The 15637-nt window shown below is 40.6% G+C and carries 15 protein-coding genes; 8 read left to right on the top strand and 7 right to left on the bottom strand.

Features of this window, described 5'->3' with window-relative positions:
- The first annotated feature begins 29 nt into the window (after positions 1-29).
- The 6 genes from obgE (at position 30) to AC6I9F_RS05615 (ending at position 6557) form a co-directional block, all read left to right on the top strand.
- On the top strand, positions 30-1340 hold the full coding sequence (gene obgE / locus AC6I9F_RS05640) for a GTPase ObgE (protein ID WP_498020989.1): 1311 nt from the start codon (positions 30-32) through the stop codon (positions 1338-1340).
- A 9-nt stretch (positions 1341-1349) separates the two neighbouring features.
- Positions 1350-1508: a hypothetical protein gene (locus tag AC6I9F_RS05635; RefSeq protein ID WP_007284777.1), complete on the top strand. Its 159-nt coding sequence runs from the start codon at positions 1350-1352 to the stop codon at positions 1506-1508.
- Between the two features lie 1076 nt (positions 1509-2584).
- The gene (gene murA / locus AC6I9F_RS05630; RefSeq protein WP_061088064.1) at positions 2585-3844 is read left to right on the top strand and encodes a UDP-N-acetylglucosamine 1-carboxyvinyltransferase; all 1260 of its coding nucleotides are present in this window, start codon (positions 2585-2587) and stop codon (positions 3842-3844) included.
- A gap of 15 nt (positions 3845-3859) precedes the next feature.
- A complete protein-coding gene (locus tag AC6I9F_RS05625; RefSeq protein WP_498023193.1) occupies positions 3860-4411 on the top strand; it encodes a GNAT family N-acetyltransferase in 552 nt (183 codons plus the stop codon).
- Positions 4404-5681, top strand: a complete 1278-nt coding sequence (spxR, locus tag AC6I9F_RS05620) for a CBS-HotDog domain-containing transcription factor SpxR (protein WP_498020987.1) — start codon at positions 4404-4406, stop codon at positions 5679-5681. Before AC6I9F_RS05625 ends, spxR begins: the two co-directional genes overlap by 8 nt.
- A 15-nt stretch (positions 5682-5696) precedes the next feature.
- Positions 5697-6557 (top strand): methionyl aminopeptidase, encoded by an 861-nt coding sequence (locus AC6I9F_RS05615; RefSeq protein WP_084953909.1) that lies wholly within the window; start codon positions 5697-5699, stop codon positions 6555-6557.
- A 161-nt stretch (positions 6558-6718) separates the two neighbouring features.
- On the opposite strand, the gene AC6I9F_RS05610 is transcribed toward AC6I9F_RS05615, so the two are convergent.
- On the bottom strand, positions 6719-7975 hold the full coding sequence (locus AC6I9F_RS05610) for an ISL3 family transposase (protein ID WP_050213065.1): 1257 nt from the start codon (positions 7973-7975) through the stop codon (positions 6719-6721).
- A gap of 522 nt (positions 7976-8497) precedes the next feature.
- Between AC6I9F_RS05610 and pcrA the strand changes: the two genes are divergently transcribed.
- Both pcrA and radC read left to right on the top strand, forming a co-directional pair.
- The gene (gene pcrA / locus AC6I9F_RS05605) at positions 8498-10789 is read left to right on the top strand and encodes a DNA helicase PcrA (RefSeq protein WP_498020984.1); all 2292 of its coding nucleotides are present in this window, start codon (positions 8498-8500) and stop codon (positions 10787-10789) included.
- 42 nt (positions 10790-10831) lie between these two features.
- Entirely contained in the window at positions 10832-11512 is a 681-nt protein-coding gene (gene radC / locus AC6I9F_RS05600; RefSeq protein ID WP_498020982.1) for a RadC family protein, read from the top strand.
- Here radC and AC6I9F_RS05595 read toward each other — a convergent pair.
- From AC6I9F_RS05595 to AC6I9F_RS05570, 6 genes are all read right to left on the bottom strand, one after another.
- Complete coding sequence (locus tag AC6I9F_RS05595) at positions 11509-12198, bottom strand: gamma-glutamyl-gamma-aminobutyrate hydrolase family protein (protein WP_498020981.1); 690 nt, start codon at positions 12196-12198, stop codon at positions 11509-11511. The genes radC and AC6I9F_RS05595 overlap by 4 nt on opposite strands.
- A gap of 17 nt (positions 12199-12215) precedes the next feature.
- Positions 12216-12857 (bottom strand): redox-sensing transcriptional repressor Rex, encoded by a 642-nt coding sequence (locus tag AC6I9F_RS05590; protein ID WP_000653414.1) that lies wholly within the window; start codon positions 12855-12857, stop codon positions 12216-12218.
- A gap of 82 nt (positions 12858-12939) precedes the next feature.
- Positions 12940-13155: a DUF4649 family protein gene (locus tag AC6I9F_RS05585; RefSeq protein ID WP_414392866.1), complete on the bottom strand. Its 216-nt coding sequence runs from the start codon at positions 13153-13155 to the stop codon at positions 12940-12942.
- Between the two features lie 7 nt (positions 13156-13162).
- Positions 13163-13510, bottom strand: a complete 348-nt coding sequence (locus AC6I9F_RS05580) for a DUF1831 domain-containing protein (protein WP_498020978.1) — start codon at positions 13508-13510, stop codon at positions 13163-13165.
- Positions 13511-13514: 4 nt separating this feature from the next.
- A complete protein-coding gene (locus tag AC6I9F_RS05575; RefSeq protein ID WP_498020976.1) occupies positions 13515-14630 on the bottom strand; it encodes a cysteine desulfurase family protein in 1116 nt (371 codons plus the stop codon).
- 9 nt (positions 14631-14639) lie between these two features.
- Positions 14640-15599 (bottom strand): ribose-phosphate diphosphokinase, encoded by a 960-nt coding sequence (locus AC6I9F_RS05570; RefSeq protein WP_001283809.1) that lies wholly within the window; start codon positions 15597-15599, stop codon positions 14640-14642.
- Positions 15600-15637 lie beyond the last annotated feature (38 nt).

Genomic DNA, 15637 nt, shown 5'->3' with positions numbered 1-15637 from the left:
CCAGCCCTTTTTTAAAGTGAGAAGAAATAATGAGTATGTTTTTAGATACAGCCAAGATTAAGGTCAAGGCTGGTAATGGTGGTGATGGCATGGTTGCCTTTCGCCGTGAAAAATATGTCCCCAATGGTGGTCCTTGGGGTGGTGACGGAGGTCGTGGAGGCAATGTCATCTTCATTGTAGATGAAGGTCTACGTACCCTCATGGATTTCCGCTATAATCGCCATTTCAAGGCTGATTCTGGTGAGAAAGGAATGACCAAAGGGATGCATGGTCGTGGTGCTGAGGACCTTAGAGTTCGAGTACCACAAGGTACGACTGTTCGTGATGCTGAGACAGGCAAGGTCTTGACAGATTTGATTGAACACGGGCAAGAATTTATCGTTGCCCACGGTGGTCGTGGTGGACGTGGAAATATTCGTTTCGCGACACCAAAAAATCCTGCACCTGAAATCTCTGAAAATGGAGAACCAGGTCAGGAACGTGAGTTACAATTGGAACTAAAAATCTTGGCAGATGTTGGTTTGGTTGGATTCCCATCTGTTGGGAAATCAACACTGCTCAGTGTTATTACCTCAGCTAAACCTAAAATCGGTGCCTACCACTTTACGACCATTGTGCCAAATCTAGGTATGGTTCGTACCCAATCAGGTGAATCCTTTGCAGTAGCCGATCTGCCAGGTTTGATTGAAGGGGCTAGTCAAGGAGTTGGTTTGGGAACCCAGTTCCTCCGCCACATTGAGCGTACACGTGTCATCCTCCATATCATTGATATGTCAGCTAGCGAAGGTCGTGACCCTTATGAGGACTACTTAGCTATCAATAAGGAGTTAGAGTCTTATAACCTCCGTCTCATGGAGCGTCCACAGATTATCGTAGCCAACAAAATGGACATGCCTGAGAGTCAAGAAAATCTTAAAGAATTTAAGAAAAAATTGGCTGAAAATTATGATGAATTTGAAGAGTTACCAGCAATCTTCCCAATTTCTGGATTGACCAAGCAAGGTCTGGCTACGCTCTTGGATGCTACAGCTGAATTGTTAGATAAGACACCAGAATTCTTGCTCTATGACGAGTCAGATATGGAAGAAGAAGCATACTACGGCTTTGACGAGGAAGAGAAAGCCTTTGAAATTAGCCGTGATGACGATGCGACATGGGTACTTTCTGGTGAAAAACTCATGAAACTCTTTAATATGACCAACTTTGATCGTGATGAATCTGTCATGAAATTTGCCCGCCAACTTCGTGGTATGGGGGTTGATGAATCCCTTCGTGCGCGTGGTGCTAAAGATGGTGACTTGGTCCGAATTGGTAAATTTGAGTTTGAATTTGTAGACTAGGAGACTGGTATGGGAGATAAACCGATATCTTTCCGAGATGCGGATGGCAATTTCGTTTCCGCCGCAGACGTTTGGAATGAAAAGAAATTGGAAGAACTATTTAATCGTCTCAATCCAAATCGTGCCCTGAGATTGGCACGAACTAAAAAAGACAATCCATCTCAGTAAAGAAGCTAAACAATTCCGTGCCTCATCAGACACGGGATTTTGTGGTACGACGGGATGTATAGCAAACTGAATCTGGAATAGCACAGAATATCTTCTAAAATGTTGTTATCAATTGATTTGAATTTCAAAATTAAATTGTTTAATTCTTATTTCACTTTGTTATAGTATATCTGATGTCAAAGTTCTCGGCGAGTCAAATAGCGATTCCCAAGCCTGACTATCGTGAGGTAGCGAATTAAAACGGTCTAGGGATAGACCGTTTTAAGTCTGATGCTGGAAATAAGAATCGTCAGAGGAAGGGATAGCGAAATCGTGGCTCTACGAACAGGAACGTGATAGTAAGGCGTATATAGTAGATAAGGGGGCTCAAAACTCTAAATTCCAAAAAGGTAGTCGTAACCTATATACATAAAGCACGAGAGTAATTGAATTCGTACTAAGATTTCCTATTTTCACTGTAACCTTTTAACGTCCTCATATCTTGTATAAACGAGGATAGATGTACGACTTATCCCGTGAGGTCTATCACTATAAAGAGAAAACGACAGATAGAAGTGATCCTGAGTCACGGTTATCTTTAAAATAGATTGTCTGATAGGATGCTAGCCTGAAAACGTCTTGTTCATGAAATATAGGACGGTATGTATAAAACGCTTCTGTGAACTGAGAGAAGGGGGAGAAGTTCTTTCTAAAGTTTAGTTGAACAGCCGTATTCCGATACTTAGATAAGGGGGCTAGTTCTTAGCTCCTGCTCGGTTTCAGGGGGCAAAAAAGGGGCAATAGCGATTCGAGAAAGATTATACTCTTCGAAAATCTCTTCAAACCACGTCAATATCGCCTTGCCGTATATATGTGACTGACTTCGTCAGTCTTATCTACAACCTCAAAACAGTGTTTTGAGCAGCCTGCGGCTAGCTTCCTAGTTTGCTTTTTGATTTTCATTGAGTATCAGTGACTAACTCATCAACTCTGATTTATCCAATAAAATTGAAAAGGATGGAAAAAAGGTTGCATTTATGATATAATTTATTTTAAAGACCTTATTAGAAATCTTGAAAGAGTATTAAAAACTTAGAATGAGAAAAATTGTTATCAATGGTGGATTACCACTACAAGGTGAAATCACTATTAGTGGTGCTAAAAATAGTGTTGTAGCCTTAATTCCGGCTATTATCTTGGCTGATGATGTGGTGACTTTGGATTGCGTTCCAGATATTTCGGATGTAGCAAGTCTTGTCGAAATCATGGAATTAATGGGAGCTACTGTTAAGCGTTATGATGATGTCTTGGAGATTGATCCAAGAGGTGTTCAAAATATTCCAATGCCTTATGGAAAAATCAATAGTCTTCGTGCATCTTATTATTTTTATGGAAGTCTTTTAGGTCGCTTTGGTGAAGCCACAGTTGGCTTGCCTGGAGGGTGTGACCTTGGTCCTCGCCCGATTGACCTACACCTTAAGGCGTTTGAAGCTATGGGTGCCACTGTTAGTTACGAGGGAGATAACATGAAGTTATCTGCTAAAGATACAGGACTTCATGGTGCAAGTATTTACATGGATACGGTTAGTGTAGGGGCAACGATCAATACGATGATTGCTGCAGTTAAAGCAAATGGTCGTACTATTATTGAAAATGCAGCCCGTGAGCCTGAGATTATTGATGTAGCTACTCTCTTGAATAATATGGGAGCCCATATCCGTGGGGCAGGAACTAATATCATCATTATTGATGGTGTTGAAAGATTACATGGAACCCGTCATCAGGTGATTCCAGATCGTATTGAAGCTGGAACATATATTTCTTTAGCTGCTGCAGTCGGCAAGGGGATTCGTATAAATAATGTTCTTTACGAACACCTAGAAGGATTTATTGCTAAACTGGAGGAAATGGGAGTGAGAATGACTGTATCTGAAGACAGCATTTTTGTCGAAGAGCAGTCTAATTTGAAAGCAATCAATATTAAGACAGCTCCTTACCCGGGCTTTGCTACCGATTTGCAACAACCGATTACCCCACTTTTACTAAGAGCGAATGGTCGTGGTACAATTGTTGATACGATTTACGAAAAACGTGTAAATCATGTTTTTGAACTAGCAAAGATGGATGCGGACATTTCGACAACAAATGGTCATATTTTGTACACAGGTGGTCGTGATTTACGTGGAGCCAGTGTTAAAGCAACTGACCTGAGAGCTGGTGCAGCTTTGGTTATTGCTGGTTTGATGGCCGAGGGACAAACTGAAATTACCAATATCGAGTTTATCTTACGTGGTTATTCTGATATTATCGAAAAATTACGTAATCTAGGAGCGGATATTACACTTGTTGAGGATTAAACCGTAGAGGTGTTTATGAATATTTGGACCAAATTAGCAATGTTTTCTTTTTTTGAAACGGATCGCTTGTATTTGCGTCCTTTCTTTTTTAGTGATAGTCATGACTTCCATGAGATAGCTTCGAATCCAGAAAATCTTCAATTTATTTTCCCGACTCAGGCAAGTCTGGAAGAGAGCCAATATGCGTTGGCCAATTACTTTATGAAGTCCCCTTTGGGAGTATGGGCTATTTGTGACAAGAAAACTGAAAAAATGATTGGTTCTGTTAAGTTTGAAAAGTTAGATGAAATCAAAAAAGAAGCAGAACTTGGCTATTTTTTGAGAAAAGATGCTTGGTCGCAAGGATTTATGACAGAGGTTGTTAGAAAAATTTGTCAACTTTCTTTTGAAGAATTTGGCTTAAAACAATTATCCATCATTACCCACCTTGAAAATGAAGCAAGTCAAAAGGTTGCTCTTAGGGCTGGATTTCGATTGATTCGTCAGTTTAAAGGAAGTGATCGCTATACAAGGAAAATGCGAGATTATCTTGAGTTTCGCTTTGTAAAGGGAGAAGTTAATGAGTAAACACCAAGAAATTCTAAGCTATTTGGAGGAATTACCAGTAGGTAAAAGGGTCAGTGTTCGTAGCATTTCAAACCATCTGGGAGTCAGTGATGGAACTGCCTATCGAGCCATTAAAGAAGCTGAAAACCGTGGAATTGTGGAGACCCGTCCCAGAAGTGGAACAATTCGTGTTAAATCCCAGAAAGTTGCTATAGAGAGATTAACTTTTGCTGAAATTGCAGAAGTGACTTCTTCTGAGGTGCTGGCTGGGCAAGAAGGTTTAGAGAGAGAATTTAGTAAGTTTTCAATTGGTGCTATGACAGAACAAAATATTTTATCTTACCTTCACGATGGGGGGCTCTTGATTGTCGGAGATCGTACCCGTATCCAACTGTTAGCACTTGAAAATGAAAATGCAGTTCTAGTTACAGGGGGATTTCAGATTCATGATGATGTTCTTAAACTGGCCAATCAAAAAGGGATTCCTGTTCTAAGAAGCAAGCATGACACTTTCACCGTCGCGACTATGATCAATAAAGCCTTGTCAAATGTCCAAATCAAGACTGATATTCTGACAGTTGAGAAACTTTATCGTCCAAGTCATGAGTATGGTTTTTTGAGAGAGACCGATACCGTTAAAGATTATTTGGACTTAGTTCGTAAGAATCGAAGCAGTCGTTTTCCAGTTATTAACCAACATCAGGTTGTCGTTGGAGTTGTAACTATGAGAGATGCGGGCGATAAGTCACCAAGTACCACAATTGACAAGGTTATGTCGCGTAGTCTATTTTTAGTTGGATTATCGACAAATATTGCCAATGTGAGTCAACGGATGATTGCTGAAGACTTTGAAATGGTACCAGTTGTTCGGAATAATCAAACCTTGCTTGGCGTTGTAACCAGACGAGATGTCATGGAGAAGATGAGCCGTTCTCAAGTTTCTGCTCTACCTACTTTTTCTGAGCAGATTGGTCAAAAACTTTCTTATCACCATGATGAAGTCGTCATTACAGTGGAACCCTTTATGCTAGAGAAGAACGGTGTTTTGGCTAATGGTGTATTGGCAGAAATTCTGACCCACATGACTCAAGATTTAGTTGTGAATAGTGGGCGCAATCTCATCATCGAGCAGATGTTAATCTACTTTTTGCAGGCTGTTCAGATAGATGATATACTGCGCATTCAAGCACGCATCATCCATCATACTAGACGATCAGCTATTATTGATTACGATATTTATCATGGTCATCAGATTGTTTCAAAAGCAAATGTGACCGTTAAAATTAATTAGAAACTAGGAGAAAAGATGATAACATTAAAATCAGCTCGTGAAATCGAAGCTATGGACAAGGCTGGTGATTTTCTAGCAAGTATTCATATCGGCTTACGTGATTTGATTAAGCCTGGCGTAGATATGTGGGAAGTCGAAGAGTATGTTCGCCGTCGTTGTAAGGAAGAAAATTTCCTTCCGCTTCAGATTGGGGTTGACGGTGCCATGATGGACTATCCTTATGCTACCTGCTGTTCTCTTAATGATGAAGTGGCTCACGCTTTCCCTCGTCACTATACCTTGAAAGATGGTGATTTGCTCAAAGTTGATATGGTTTTGGGAGGTCCTATTGCTAAATCTGACCTGAATGTCTCAAAATTAAACTTCAACAATGTTGAGCAAATGAAGAAATACACTCAGAGCTATTCTGGTGGTCTTGCAGACTCATGTTGGGCTTATGCTGTTGGTACACCGTCCGAAGAAGTGAAAAATCTGATGGATGTAACTAAAGAAGCTATGTACAAGGGGATTGAACAAGCTGTTGTTGGAAATCGTATCGGTGATATTGGTGCGGCTATTCAAGAATACGCTGAAAGCCGTGGTTACGGTGTAGTGCGTGATTTGGTTGGTCATGGTGTTGGCCCAACCATGCACGAAGAACCAATGGTTCCTAACTATGGTATTGCAGGTCGAGGACTCCGTCTTCGTGAAGGAATGGTCTTGACTATTGAACCAATGATCAATACAGGTGACTGGGAAATTGATACAGATATGAAGACTGGTTGGGCTCATAAGACTATTGACGGTGGGCTATCTTGTCAATATGAACACCAATTTGTCATTACGAAAGATGGTCCTGTTATCTTGACTAGCCAAGGTGAAGAAGGAACTTATTAATAAAAAGTGAAAAGCCTACTGGAAGTTTATTTTGATAAAAAATCCAGTAGATCTTTTTATAATAAAACGCATTGTATCAAGCTTTTAATGCCTGGTATAATGCGTTTTTCTGATTTTAAGATTTTTTGGCTCTTTGTCAACTGTAGTGGGTTGAAGAAAAGCTAAGATCTAGAAAGGACGAAATTCGTCCTTTCTTTTTTGATGTTGAGAGCGATAAAAATCCTTTTTTTGAAGTTTTCAAAGTTCCGAAATCCAAAGGCATTTCGTTTGATAAGTTTGATGAGATTATTAGTTGCTTCTAATTTGGCATTAGAATAAGGTAGTTGAAGGGCATTGACAATCTTTTCTTTATCCTTGAGGAAGGTTTTAAAGACAGTCTGAAAAAGAGGATGAATCTGTTTAAGATTGTCCTCAATGAGTCCGAAAAATTTGTCTGGCTCCTTGTTCTGAAAGTGAAAGAGTAAGAGTTGATAGACATTGTAGTGGTGTTTCAAGTCTTCTGAATAGCTCAAAAGCTTATCTAGAATTTCTTTATTCGTCAAGTGCATACGAAAAGTAGGGCGATAAAATCGTTTATCACTCAATTTACGACTATCCTGTTGAATGAGTTTCCAGTAGCGTTTAATAGCCTTATATTCATGGGATTTTCGCTCAAATTGATTCATGATTTGAACACGGACACGACTTATAGCACGGCTTAAGTGTTGCACAATATGAAAACGATCTAGAACAATTTTAGCACATGGAAAAAGCTGTTTAGCCAAGTCATAATAAGGACTAAACATATCCATCGTAATGATTTTCACCTGACAACGAACGACTCTATCGTAGCGCAGAAAGTGATTTCGTATGATAGCCTGTGTTCTGCCTTCAAGAACAGTGATGATGTTGAGATTATCAAAATCTTGTGCAATGAAACTCATCTTTCCCTTAGTGAAGGCATACTCGTCCCAGGACATAATCTTAGGAAGACTAGAAAAATCAGGCTTAAAACGGAAGTCATTAAGCTTGCGAATGACAGTTGAAGTTGAAATAGCCAGTTGATGAGCGATATCGGTCATAGAAGTCTTTTCAATCAACTTTTGCGCAATTTTTTGGTTGATAATACGAGGGATTTGGTGATTCTTCTTGACGAGAGGGGTCTCTGAGACCATTATTTTAGAGCAATGATAGCACTTAAATCGACGCTTTTTAAGAAGTATTCTAGTAGGCATACCAGTCGTTTCGAGGTAAGGAATTTTAGACGGTTTTTGAAAGTCATATTTCTTCATTTGACTTTCGCAATCAGGACAAGAGGGGGCCTCATAATCCAGTTTAGCGATAATTTCCTTGTGTGTATCCCTATTGATGATATCCATAAATTGGATATTAGGGTCTTTGATATCGAGCAGTTTTGTGATAAAATGTAATTGTTCCATATGAATCTTTCTAATGAGTTGTTTGGTCGCTTTTCATTATAGATCTTATGGGACTTTTTTTCTATACAAAAATAGGCTCCATAATATCTATAGAGGATTTACCCACTACAAATATTATAGAGCCGATTTTTTTCAACTCTGTTTGTAACGACATTATAACAGAGGATCTAGGATTCAGGGCTCTCCTCCTATATACTATTAGTAAAGCAAAACTAGGGGAGAATATTTTAGTGTCGCAATCTATTGTTTCTGTAGAGGTTCCACAATATTGTCGTTTTGATTCTAAAAAGAGAAATGGAATTCTGTTTAACGTTCGTATTGCCAATCTTAAATTTACCTTTTTCATATTGAAGTATTGAGCTAGTTTATGAAAAAATTGAGTGAAAGAGTTGAGTGTTTTAGAAACCTACAGTGTAGTATTCTAGTTTCAATCCACTATATTTTGCTACTCCCCGTAAAGTTTCTATTTTTCCTTATTTCTGATATAATAGAAATATTGACTTCAAGAGTAAGGAAGAGAAGATGAACGCATTATTAAATGGAATGAATGACCGTCAGGCTGAGGCGGTGCAAACGACAGAAGGACCCTTGTTAATCATGGCGGGGGCTGGTTCTGGAAAGACCCGAGTTTTGACCCACCGTATCGCTTATTTGATTGATGAAAAGCTGGTCAATCCTTGGAATATCTTGGCCATTACCTTTACCAACAAGGCTGCGCGTGAGATGAAGGAGCGTGCTTATAGCCTCAATCCAGCCACTCAGGACTGTCTGATTGCGACCTTCCACTCCATGTGTGTTCGTATTTTGCGTCGCGATGCGGACCATATTGGCTACAATCGTAATTTTACTATTGTCGATCCAGGGGAGCAGCGAACGCTCATGAAACGTATTCTCAAGCAGTTGAACTTGGATCCTAAAAAATGGAATGAACGGAGCATCTTAGGGACCATTTCAAATGCCAAGAATGATTTGATTGATGATGTGGCTTATGCTGCTCAAGCTGGCGATATGTATACGCAAATCGTGGCCCAGTGTTACACGGCTTACCAAAAAGAACTGCGTCAGTCGGAGTCGGTTGACTTTGATGATTTGATTATGCTGACCTTGCGTCTCTTTGATCAAAATCCTGATGTTTTGACTTACTATCAACAGAAATTCCAATACATCCACGTTGATGAGTACCAAGATACCAACCATGCCCAGTACCAATTGGTCAAACTCTTGGCTTCGCGCTTTAAAAACATCTGTGTGGTTGGGGATGCGGACCAGTCTATCTACGGTTGGCGTGGTGCTGATATGCAGAATATCTTGGACTTCGAAAAGGATTATCCCCAAGCCAAGGTTGTTTTGTTGGAGGAGAATTACCGTTCAACTAAAACTATTCTGCAAGCGGCCAACGAGGTCATTAAAAACAATAAAAATCGCCGTCCTAAGAATCTCTGGACCCAAAATGCTGATGGGGAGCAAATCGTTTACTATCGTGCCGATGATGAGCTAGATGAGGCTGTATTTGTAGCCAGAACCATCGATGAACTTGGTCGGAGTCAAAACTTCCTTCACAAGGATTTTGCAGTTCTCTATCGGACTAATGCGCAGTCCCGTACTATTGAGGAAGCCTTGCTCAAGTCAAATATCCCTTATACCATGGTTGGCGGAACCAAGTTCTACAGCCGTAAGGAAATTCGTGATATTATCGCTTACCTCAACCTCATTGCTAATTTGAGTGACAATATCAGTTTTGAGCGTATTATCAACGAACCGAAACGTGGAATTGGGCCAGGTACAGTTGAGAAAATCCGTGACTTTGCGAATATGCAAGATATGTCCATGCTAGATGCTTCTGCAAACATCATGTTGTCAGGTATCAAGGGTAAGGCAGATCAGTCTATCTGGAATTTTGCCAATATGATTCTGAATTTGCGAGAGCAACTGGATCACTTAAGCATTACTGAGTTGGTTGAGGCGGTTCTAGAAAAAACGGGTTACGTCGATATTCTTAATGCCCAAGCAACTCTGGAAAGTAAGGCTCGGGTTGAAAATATCGAAGAGTTCCTTTCTGTGACGAAAAACTTTGATGACACCTCTGATGGTCCAGAAGAGGAAACTGGTCTGGATAAACTGAGTCGTTTCTTAAATGACTTGGCCTTGATTGCGGATACAGATTCAGGAAGTCAGGAGACATCAGAAGTGACCTTGATGACCCTGCATGCTGCCAAAGGTCTTGAGTTTCCAGTTGTCTTTTTGATTGGGATGGAAGAAAATGTCTTCCCGCTTAGCCGTGCGGCTGAAGATCAAGATGAACTAGAAGAAGAACGCCGTCTAGCCTATGTAGGAATCACGCGTGCAGAGAAAATTCTCTATCTGACCAATGCCAACTCACGCCTGCTTTTTGGTCGTACCAACTACAACCGTCCGACTCGTTTTATTAACGAAATCAGTTCAGACTTACTTGAGTATCAAGGTCTGGCTCGTCCAGCAAATACAAGCTTTAAAGCATCATATAGTAGTGGTGGCCTTGCCTTCGGTCAAGGTATGAGTTTGGCGCAGGCCCTCCAAGACCGTAAACGCGGTGCGGCTCCAAAAACTATCCAGTCAAGCGGCCTTCCATTTGGTCAATTTACAGCTGGCACAAAATCAGCTTCTAGTGAGACAAATTGGTCCATTGGTGATATTGCCCTCCACAAGAAATGGGGAGAGGGAACCGTTCTGGAAGTTTCAGGTAGTGGTGCAACTCAGGAATTGAAAATCAATTTCCCAGAAGTAGGTTTGAAAAAACTTTTAGCCAGTGTGGCTCCAATTGAGAAAAAAATCTAATTTTCCATCCTTCTCACGAATAATAAAGTGAGGAGGATTTTTATGTATAGTATTTCATTCCAAGAAGATTCACTATTGCCAAGAGAAAGACTGGCCAAGGAAGGAGTAGAAGCGCTCAGTAATCAAGAGTTGCTAGCTATTTTACTTAGGACTGGAACACGTCAGGATAGCGTCTTTGAAATTGCCCAGAAAGTTTTGAACAACCTTTCAAGCCTAACGGATTTGAAAAAAATGACCCTGCAGGAATTGCAGAGTCTGTCTGGTATCGGGCGTGTTAAGGCTATAGAGTTGCAAGCTATGATTGAACTGGGCCATCGTATTCACAAATACGAGACCCTTGAGATGGAAAGTATTCTCAGCAGTCAAAAGTTAGCCAAGAAGATGCAACAGGAGTTGGGACATAAAAAACAAGAGCACTTGGTGGCGCTCTATCTCAATACTCAAAATCAAATCATCCATCAACAGACCATTTTTATCGGTTCTGCAACTCGTAGTATCGCTGAGCCTCGAGAGATTCTTCACTATGCTATCAAGCATATGGCGACCTCTCTCATCTTAGTTCACAATCATCCTTCAGGAGCGGTAGCCCCTAGCCGAAATGATGATCATGTCACTAAGCTTGTCAAGGAAGCCTGCGACCTGATGGGCATTGTCCTCTTGGACCATTTGATTGTCTCTCACTCCAGTTATTTTAGCTATCGTGAAAAGACAGATTTAATCTAAAGTTCATTAACGATATAGTCAAAGAGGTTTTTATCTTTGGGACGATTTTCAAAAAGAAACTCTGGATGCCATTGGACACCGAGAAAGGAGACATCATCCGTACTCATGACAGCTTCAATAATGCCATCCTTAGGATCATGAGCCGCAATCTTTAAGTTAGGTGCTAAATCCTTAATGCTCTGATGGTGGAAGGAGTTAATATGGGAAATTTCTCCATAGATTTCTCGGAGAACGGTATCTGGTTCTGTCGCCAAGCGTTGAGTTGTGTACTCAGCAGAACAATCCTGCCAATGGTCTTCGATATCTTGGTACAAAGTTCCACCCATGGCAACGTTAAAGAGTTGAGTTCCACGGCAGACAGAAAAAATTGGCTTTTTCTGTTTAATAGCTTCCTTGATGAGGGCCAGTTCAAAGATATCCCTTTGAAGGTGGTAGTCATCGCTATCGATGGTTTTTGGTTCACCATAGAATTTTGGATCAACATTTTGCCCACCTGTCAAGATGAGCTTGTCAATCATACTGATATAGTGGCTAGCCATTTCTTGATCACCAATCGGTAGGATGATGGGAATCCCTCCAGCGTCTTTAACGCCTTCAACAAAGCCTTTTGCTGCGTAGCTCATCATGATGTCATCATCTGGATGAGTTTTTTCGTTTCCTGTAATCCCTATAACTGGTTTTTTCATAAAATGATTTTCGCTTTCTAATCCTCTTTTCGCATGAAATAGAGGAGGGTTTGGAGTTCACTTGTCAAATCGACATACTGAACGACCACGTCCTTTGGTAAATGCAGATGGACTGGTGAAAAACTGAGAATTCCTTTCACGCCAGCATCCACCAAGAGATTGGCAACCTCTTGTGACTTGACGCTGGGAACTGTCAGGATAGCAGTCTTCACATCAGCATCCTTGATTTTATCCTTGATTTGTGAAATTCCGTAAATGGGAATCCCATCAGGAGTTTGGCTACCGACTTCAGGGTGGTCATCTAGGTCAAAGGCCATGATAATCTTCATCTTGTTACGCTCATGAAAGCGGTAGTGGAGAAGGGCATGGCCCATATTTCCAATACCAACCAGCATGACATTGGTAATAGAGTTATCATTGAGCAAATCGGCAAAAAATGTCATTAGTTTTTTGACATCATAGCCAAAACCACGACGACCAAGTTCACCAAAATAGGAAAAATCACGACGTACGGTCGCTGAATCAATACCGATAGCCTCTGCAATTTGTTTAGAGTTGGCACGTTCAATCTTTTCTGCATGAAATCTCTTAAAAATTCGATAGTATAGGGAGAGTCTTTTTGCTGTAGCTTTTGGAATAGCAGACTGTTTATCTTTCACAAAATCACAACCTTTCTATTCTTCTATTTTATAGAAACATTGTGAAAAAATCAACAAAAACAAGAAAAAACTAAGAAAAATCTTAGTTTTGATGTAAAAAATCTGCATGTGATAGAAAACGGTAGAGGTCTCCGACCAGGCCCTGATAAACTTTCTGGTCCTTAAAAGTCAGAGAAGTCACATAAAGTGTATCTGGTAGGGTCACACATCCTGACAAAGCCAGCATGAGTTCCTCATAATCTTCGTACTTGAGAGTACGCTCTACATGATAGTTATCCTTATAGGTCAGTTCAAACATTTTGGCTTTATCTTTCTGATTTTGTAAAGACACCACGCTCTACCAAGCTATCCATGAGGAAATAGAATTTTTCCTGATGAATATGGTGGTCTTCTGATTTGAAAATATCAACCAGACGTAGCCCAAACTTGTCAGTGATATTGATTTTAGCCCCTGTAAGTTCCTTGTTAATGATGATTTTGAGTTGGAAGCCTTCACCGCTGTTTGGCACTTTTTCAAGTAGGCGAGTTAGTTCGTAGTTACCAATCTTTGTTTCAAAAAAGGTGTTATCTTTGAGGGTGAATTTTTTAACAGAAGGGCTAAGAGTGTAGTCGTAATGACAATTTTTTAACTGAATGGTTTTTTCAAATGCCATATGGCTAACCTCCGATAATTTCTTTTAAGGTTTTTGCTAGGGTTTGTAGGTCTTCAACGGTATTTTGTGGCGACAAACTGATACGAACGGATTCCTTCAAGCGTTCTGAATTTGCCCCGTACATGGCTTCAAGAACATGGCTTACTTGTACAATACCTGCAGTGCAGGCTGAGCCAGTAGAGATTGAAATTCCAGCCAAATCTAGACGAAGGAGTAAGAGGTCATTTTTCTGACCAGGAAATCCAATATTGAGAACATAAGGGAGATGATGGTCTCCTCTATTCAAGTAATATTGAATGCCCTCTAGCTCTGCCAGAAAGGCAGTTTCTAGATTTTGTACATGTTGAAAATGTTCTTCTTGCTTTTCGAGGTCCTCTTTTAGGGCTGCAACCATGCCTACGATGGCAGCTAAATTTTCAGTTCCTGCACGTTTTTTCTGTTCTTGGTCTCCGCCATGTAGATAGGAATCAAAATCCATGCTAGATGCGTAGAGAAAGCCGATTCCCTTAGGACCATGGAACTTGTGGGCAGAAGCAGTGAGAAAATCAATGCCCAATTTTTCTGGGTGTATAGGGATTTTACCAATAGCCTGAACTGCATCGACATGATAGGCGGCTGGGTGTTGCTTGAGTATTTGGCCAATTTCAGCAATGGGCAGTAGGTTTCCAGTCTCATTATTGGCAAACATGGTAGAAACCAAAATCGTATCGTCACGTAAGGCCTCTTGAATTTGCTGAGCGGTGATTTCTTGATTTTCTGGCTGGATAATGGTTGCTTCAAACCCAAAGTGTTGAACCAAGTAATCAATGGTTTCAAGGACAGCATGGTGCTCGATGGCAGTTGTGATAATATGTTTTCCTCGTTCTTGGTGACGAAGGCAGTAGCCAATGATAGCAGTATTGTTGCCCTCAGTCCCACCAGAAGTGAAAAAGATATGTTGAGGTTTTGTCCCCAGTAACTGAGCTAGTTCCTGACGGGCTTCTCGCAAGAGTTTGCCAGCTTGACGGCCATGCCCATGAATACTAGAAGGGTTTCCATGGGTTTCTTGCATAACCTTGGTCATAGCTGAAATAGCAACTGCTGACATAGGAGTCGTCGCAGCATTGTCCAAATAAATCAAAGGATCACCTTATTTCTTTTTGTTGTAGGCAAAGAGTGGGCTGACTGGTTTTCTTTCGTGGATACGGACGATGGCATCACCAATTAACTCACTAGCAGTGATGTAGCATACGTTTTTAGGAGTTTTTTCTTTTGTTGCTACTGAATCAGTCACAAGAATTTCTTTAATCTTAGTATTGTCAAGAAGTTCAGCAGCTCCCTCAACGAAGAGACCGTGGCTAGAAACAGCATAAATTTCTGTAGCTCCTTCACGTTCAACGATTTTAGCAGCTTCAGAGAAGGTACGTCCTGTATTTAAAATATCATCAATCAAGATAGCTTTCTTACCTTCAACATCACCAATGATATAACCTTCGTTGCGAGTTGCATCGTCTTGAGGATAGTCGATAATGGCGATAGGAGCATCAAGATATTCAGCCAAGCTACGCGCACGTTTGACACCTGAATTTTTAGGGCTAACGACAACAACATCTGAACCGAGTAGTCCCTTATCGCAGTAATGTTTTGCAAATAGGGGAACAGTGAAAAGATTATCCACTGGAATATCAAAGAAACCTTGAACCTGAACGGCATGCAAATCAAGAGTCAGGATACGATCAACTCCAGCCTTAACCAGCATATTGGCAACTAGTTTTGCTGTAAGTGGCTCACGAGGACAAGCAATGCGGTCTTGACGTGCATAGCCAAAATATGGAAGGACAACGTTGATACTGTGGGCACTTGCGCGCACACAAGCGTCAACCATGATCAACAATTCCATTAGGTGGTTGTTAACAGGGAAACTTGTTGATTGGATGATGTAAACATCATAACCACGAACACTTTCTTCGATATTCACTTGGATTTCTCCGTCTGAAAATTGACGTGATGATAGTTTTCCAAGTGGGACACCAACAGCTTCAGCAATTTTCTGTGCAATCTCTTGGTTAGAGTTGAGTGCGAAAAGTTTCATGTTTTTTCTATCTGACATTATAGACCGTCCTCTGTAAACTTTATAAATCCTAGTGA

It is taken from the genome of Streptococcus nakanonensis (assembly GCF_059738785.1).
Note: the sequence above shows the minus strand (reverse complement) of the source record. Positions and strands in the feature narration are given on the sequence as shown.

Coding starts and splice junctions, on each gene's coding strand:
- AC6I9F_RS05595 (WP_498020981.1), bottom strand. CDS start 12,198: ATGAAAAAACCAGTTATAGGGATTACAGGAAACGAAAAAACTCATCCA.
- AC6I9F_RS05585 (WP_414392866.1), bottom strand. CDS start 13,155: ATGTTTGAACTGACCTATAAGGATAACTATCATGTAGAGCGTACTCTC.
- spxR (WP_498020987.1), top strand. CDS start 4,404: ATGAGTAAACACCAAGAAATTCTAAGCTATTTGGAGGAATTACCAGTA.
- AC6I9F_RS05610 (WP_050213065.1), bottom strand. CDS start 7,975: ATGGAACAATTACATTTTATCACAAAACTGCTCGATATCAAAGACCCT.
- AC6I9F_RS05615 (WP_084953909.1), top strand. CDS start 5,697: ATGATAACATTAAAATCAGCTCGTGAAATCGAAGCTATGGACAAGGCT.
- AC6I9F_RS05580 (WP_498020978.1), bottom strand. CDS start 13,510: ATGGCATTTGAAAAAACCATTCAGTTAAAAAATTGTCATTACGACTAC.
- AC6I9F_RS05635 (WP_007284777.1), top strand. CDS start 1,350: ATGGGAGATAAACCGATATCTTTCCGAGATGCGGATGGCAATTTCGTT.
- pcrA (WP_498020984.1), top strand. CDS start 8,498: ATGAACGCATTATTAAATGGAATGAATGACCGTCAGGCTGAGGCGGTG.
- obgE (WP_498020989.1), top strand. CDS start 30: ATGAGTATGTTTTTAGATACAGCCAAGATTAAGGTCAAGGCTGGTAAT.
- AC6I9F_RS05625 (WP_498023193.1), top strand. CDS start 3,860: ATGAATATTTGGACCAAATTAGCAATGTTTTCTTTTTTTGAAACGGAT.
- radC (WP_498020982.1), top strand. CDS start 10,832: ATGTATAGTATTTCATTCCAAGAAGATTCACTATTGCCAAGAGAAAGA.
- AC6I9F_RS05570 (WP_001283809.1), bottom strand. CDS start 15,599: ATGTCAGATAGAAAAAACATGAAACTTTTCGCACTCAACTCTAACCAA.
- murA (WP_061088064.1), top strand. CDS start 2,585: ATGAGAAAAATTGTTATCAATGGTGGATTACCACTACAAGGTGAAATC.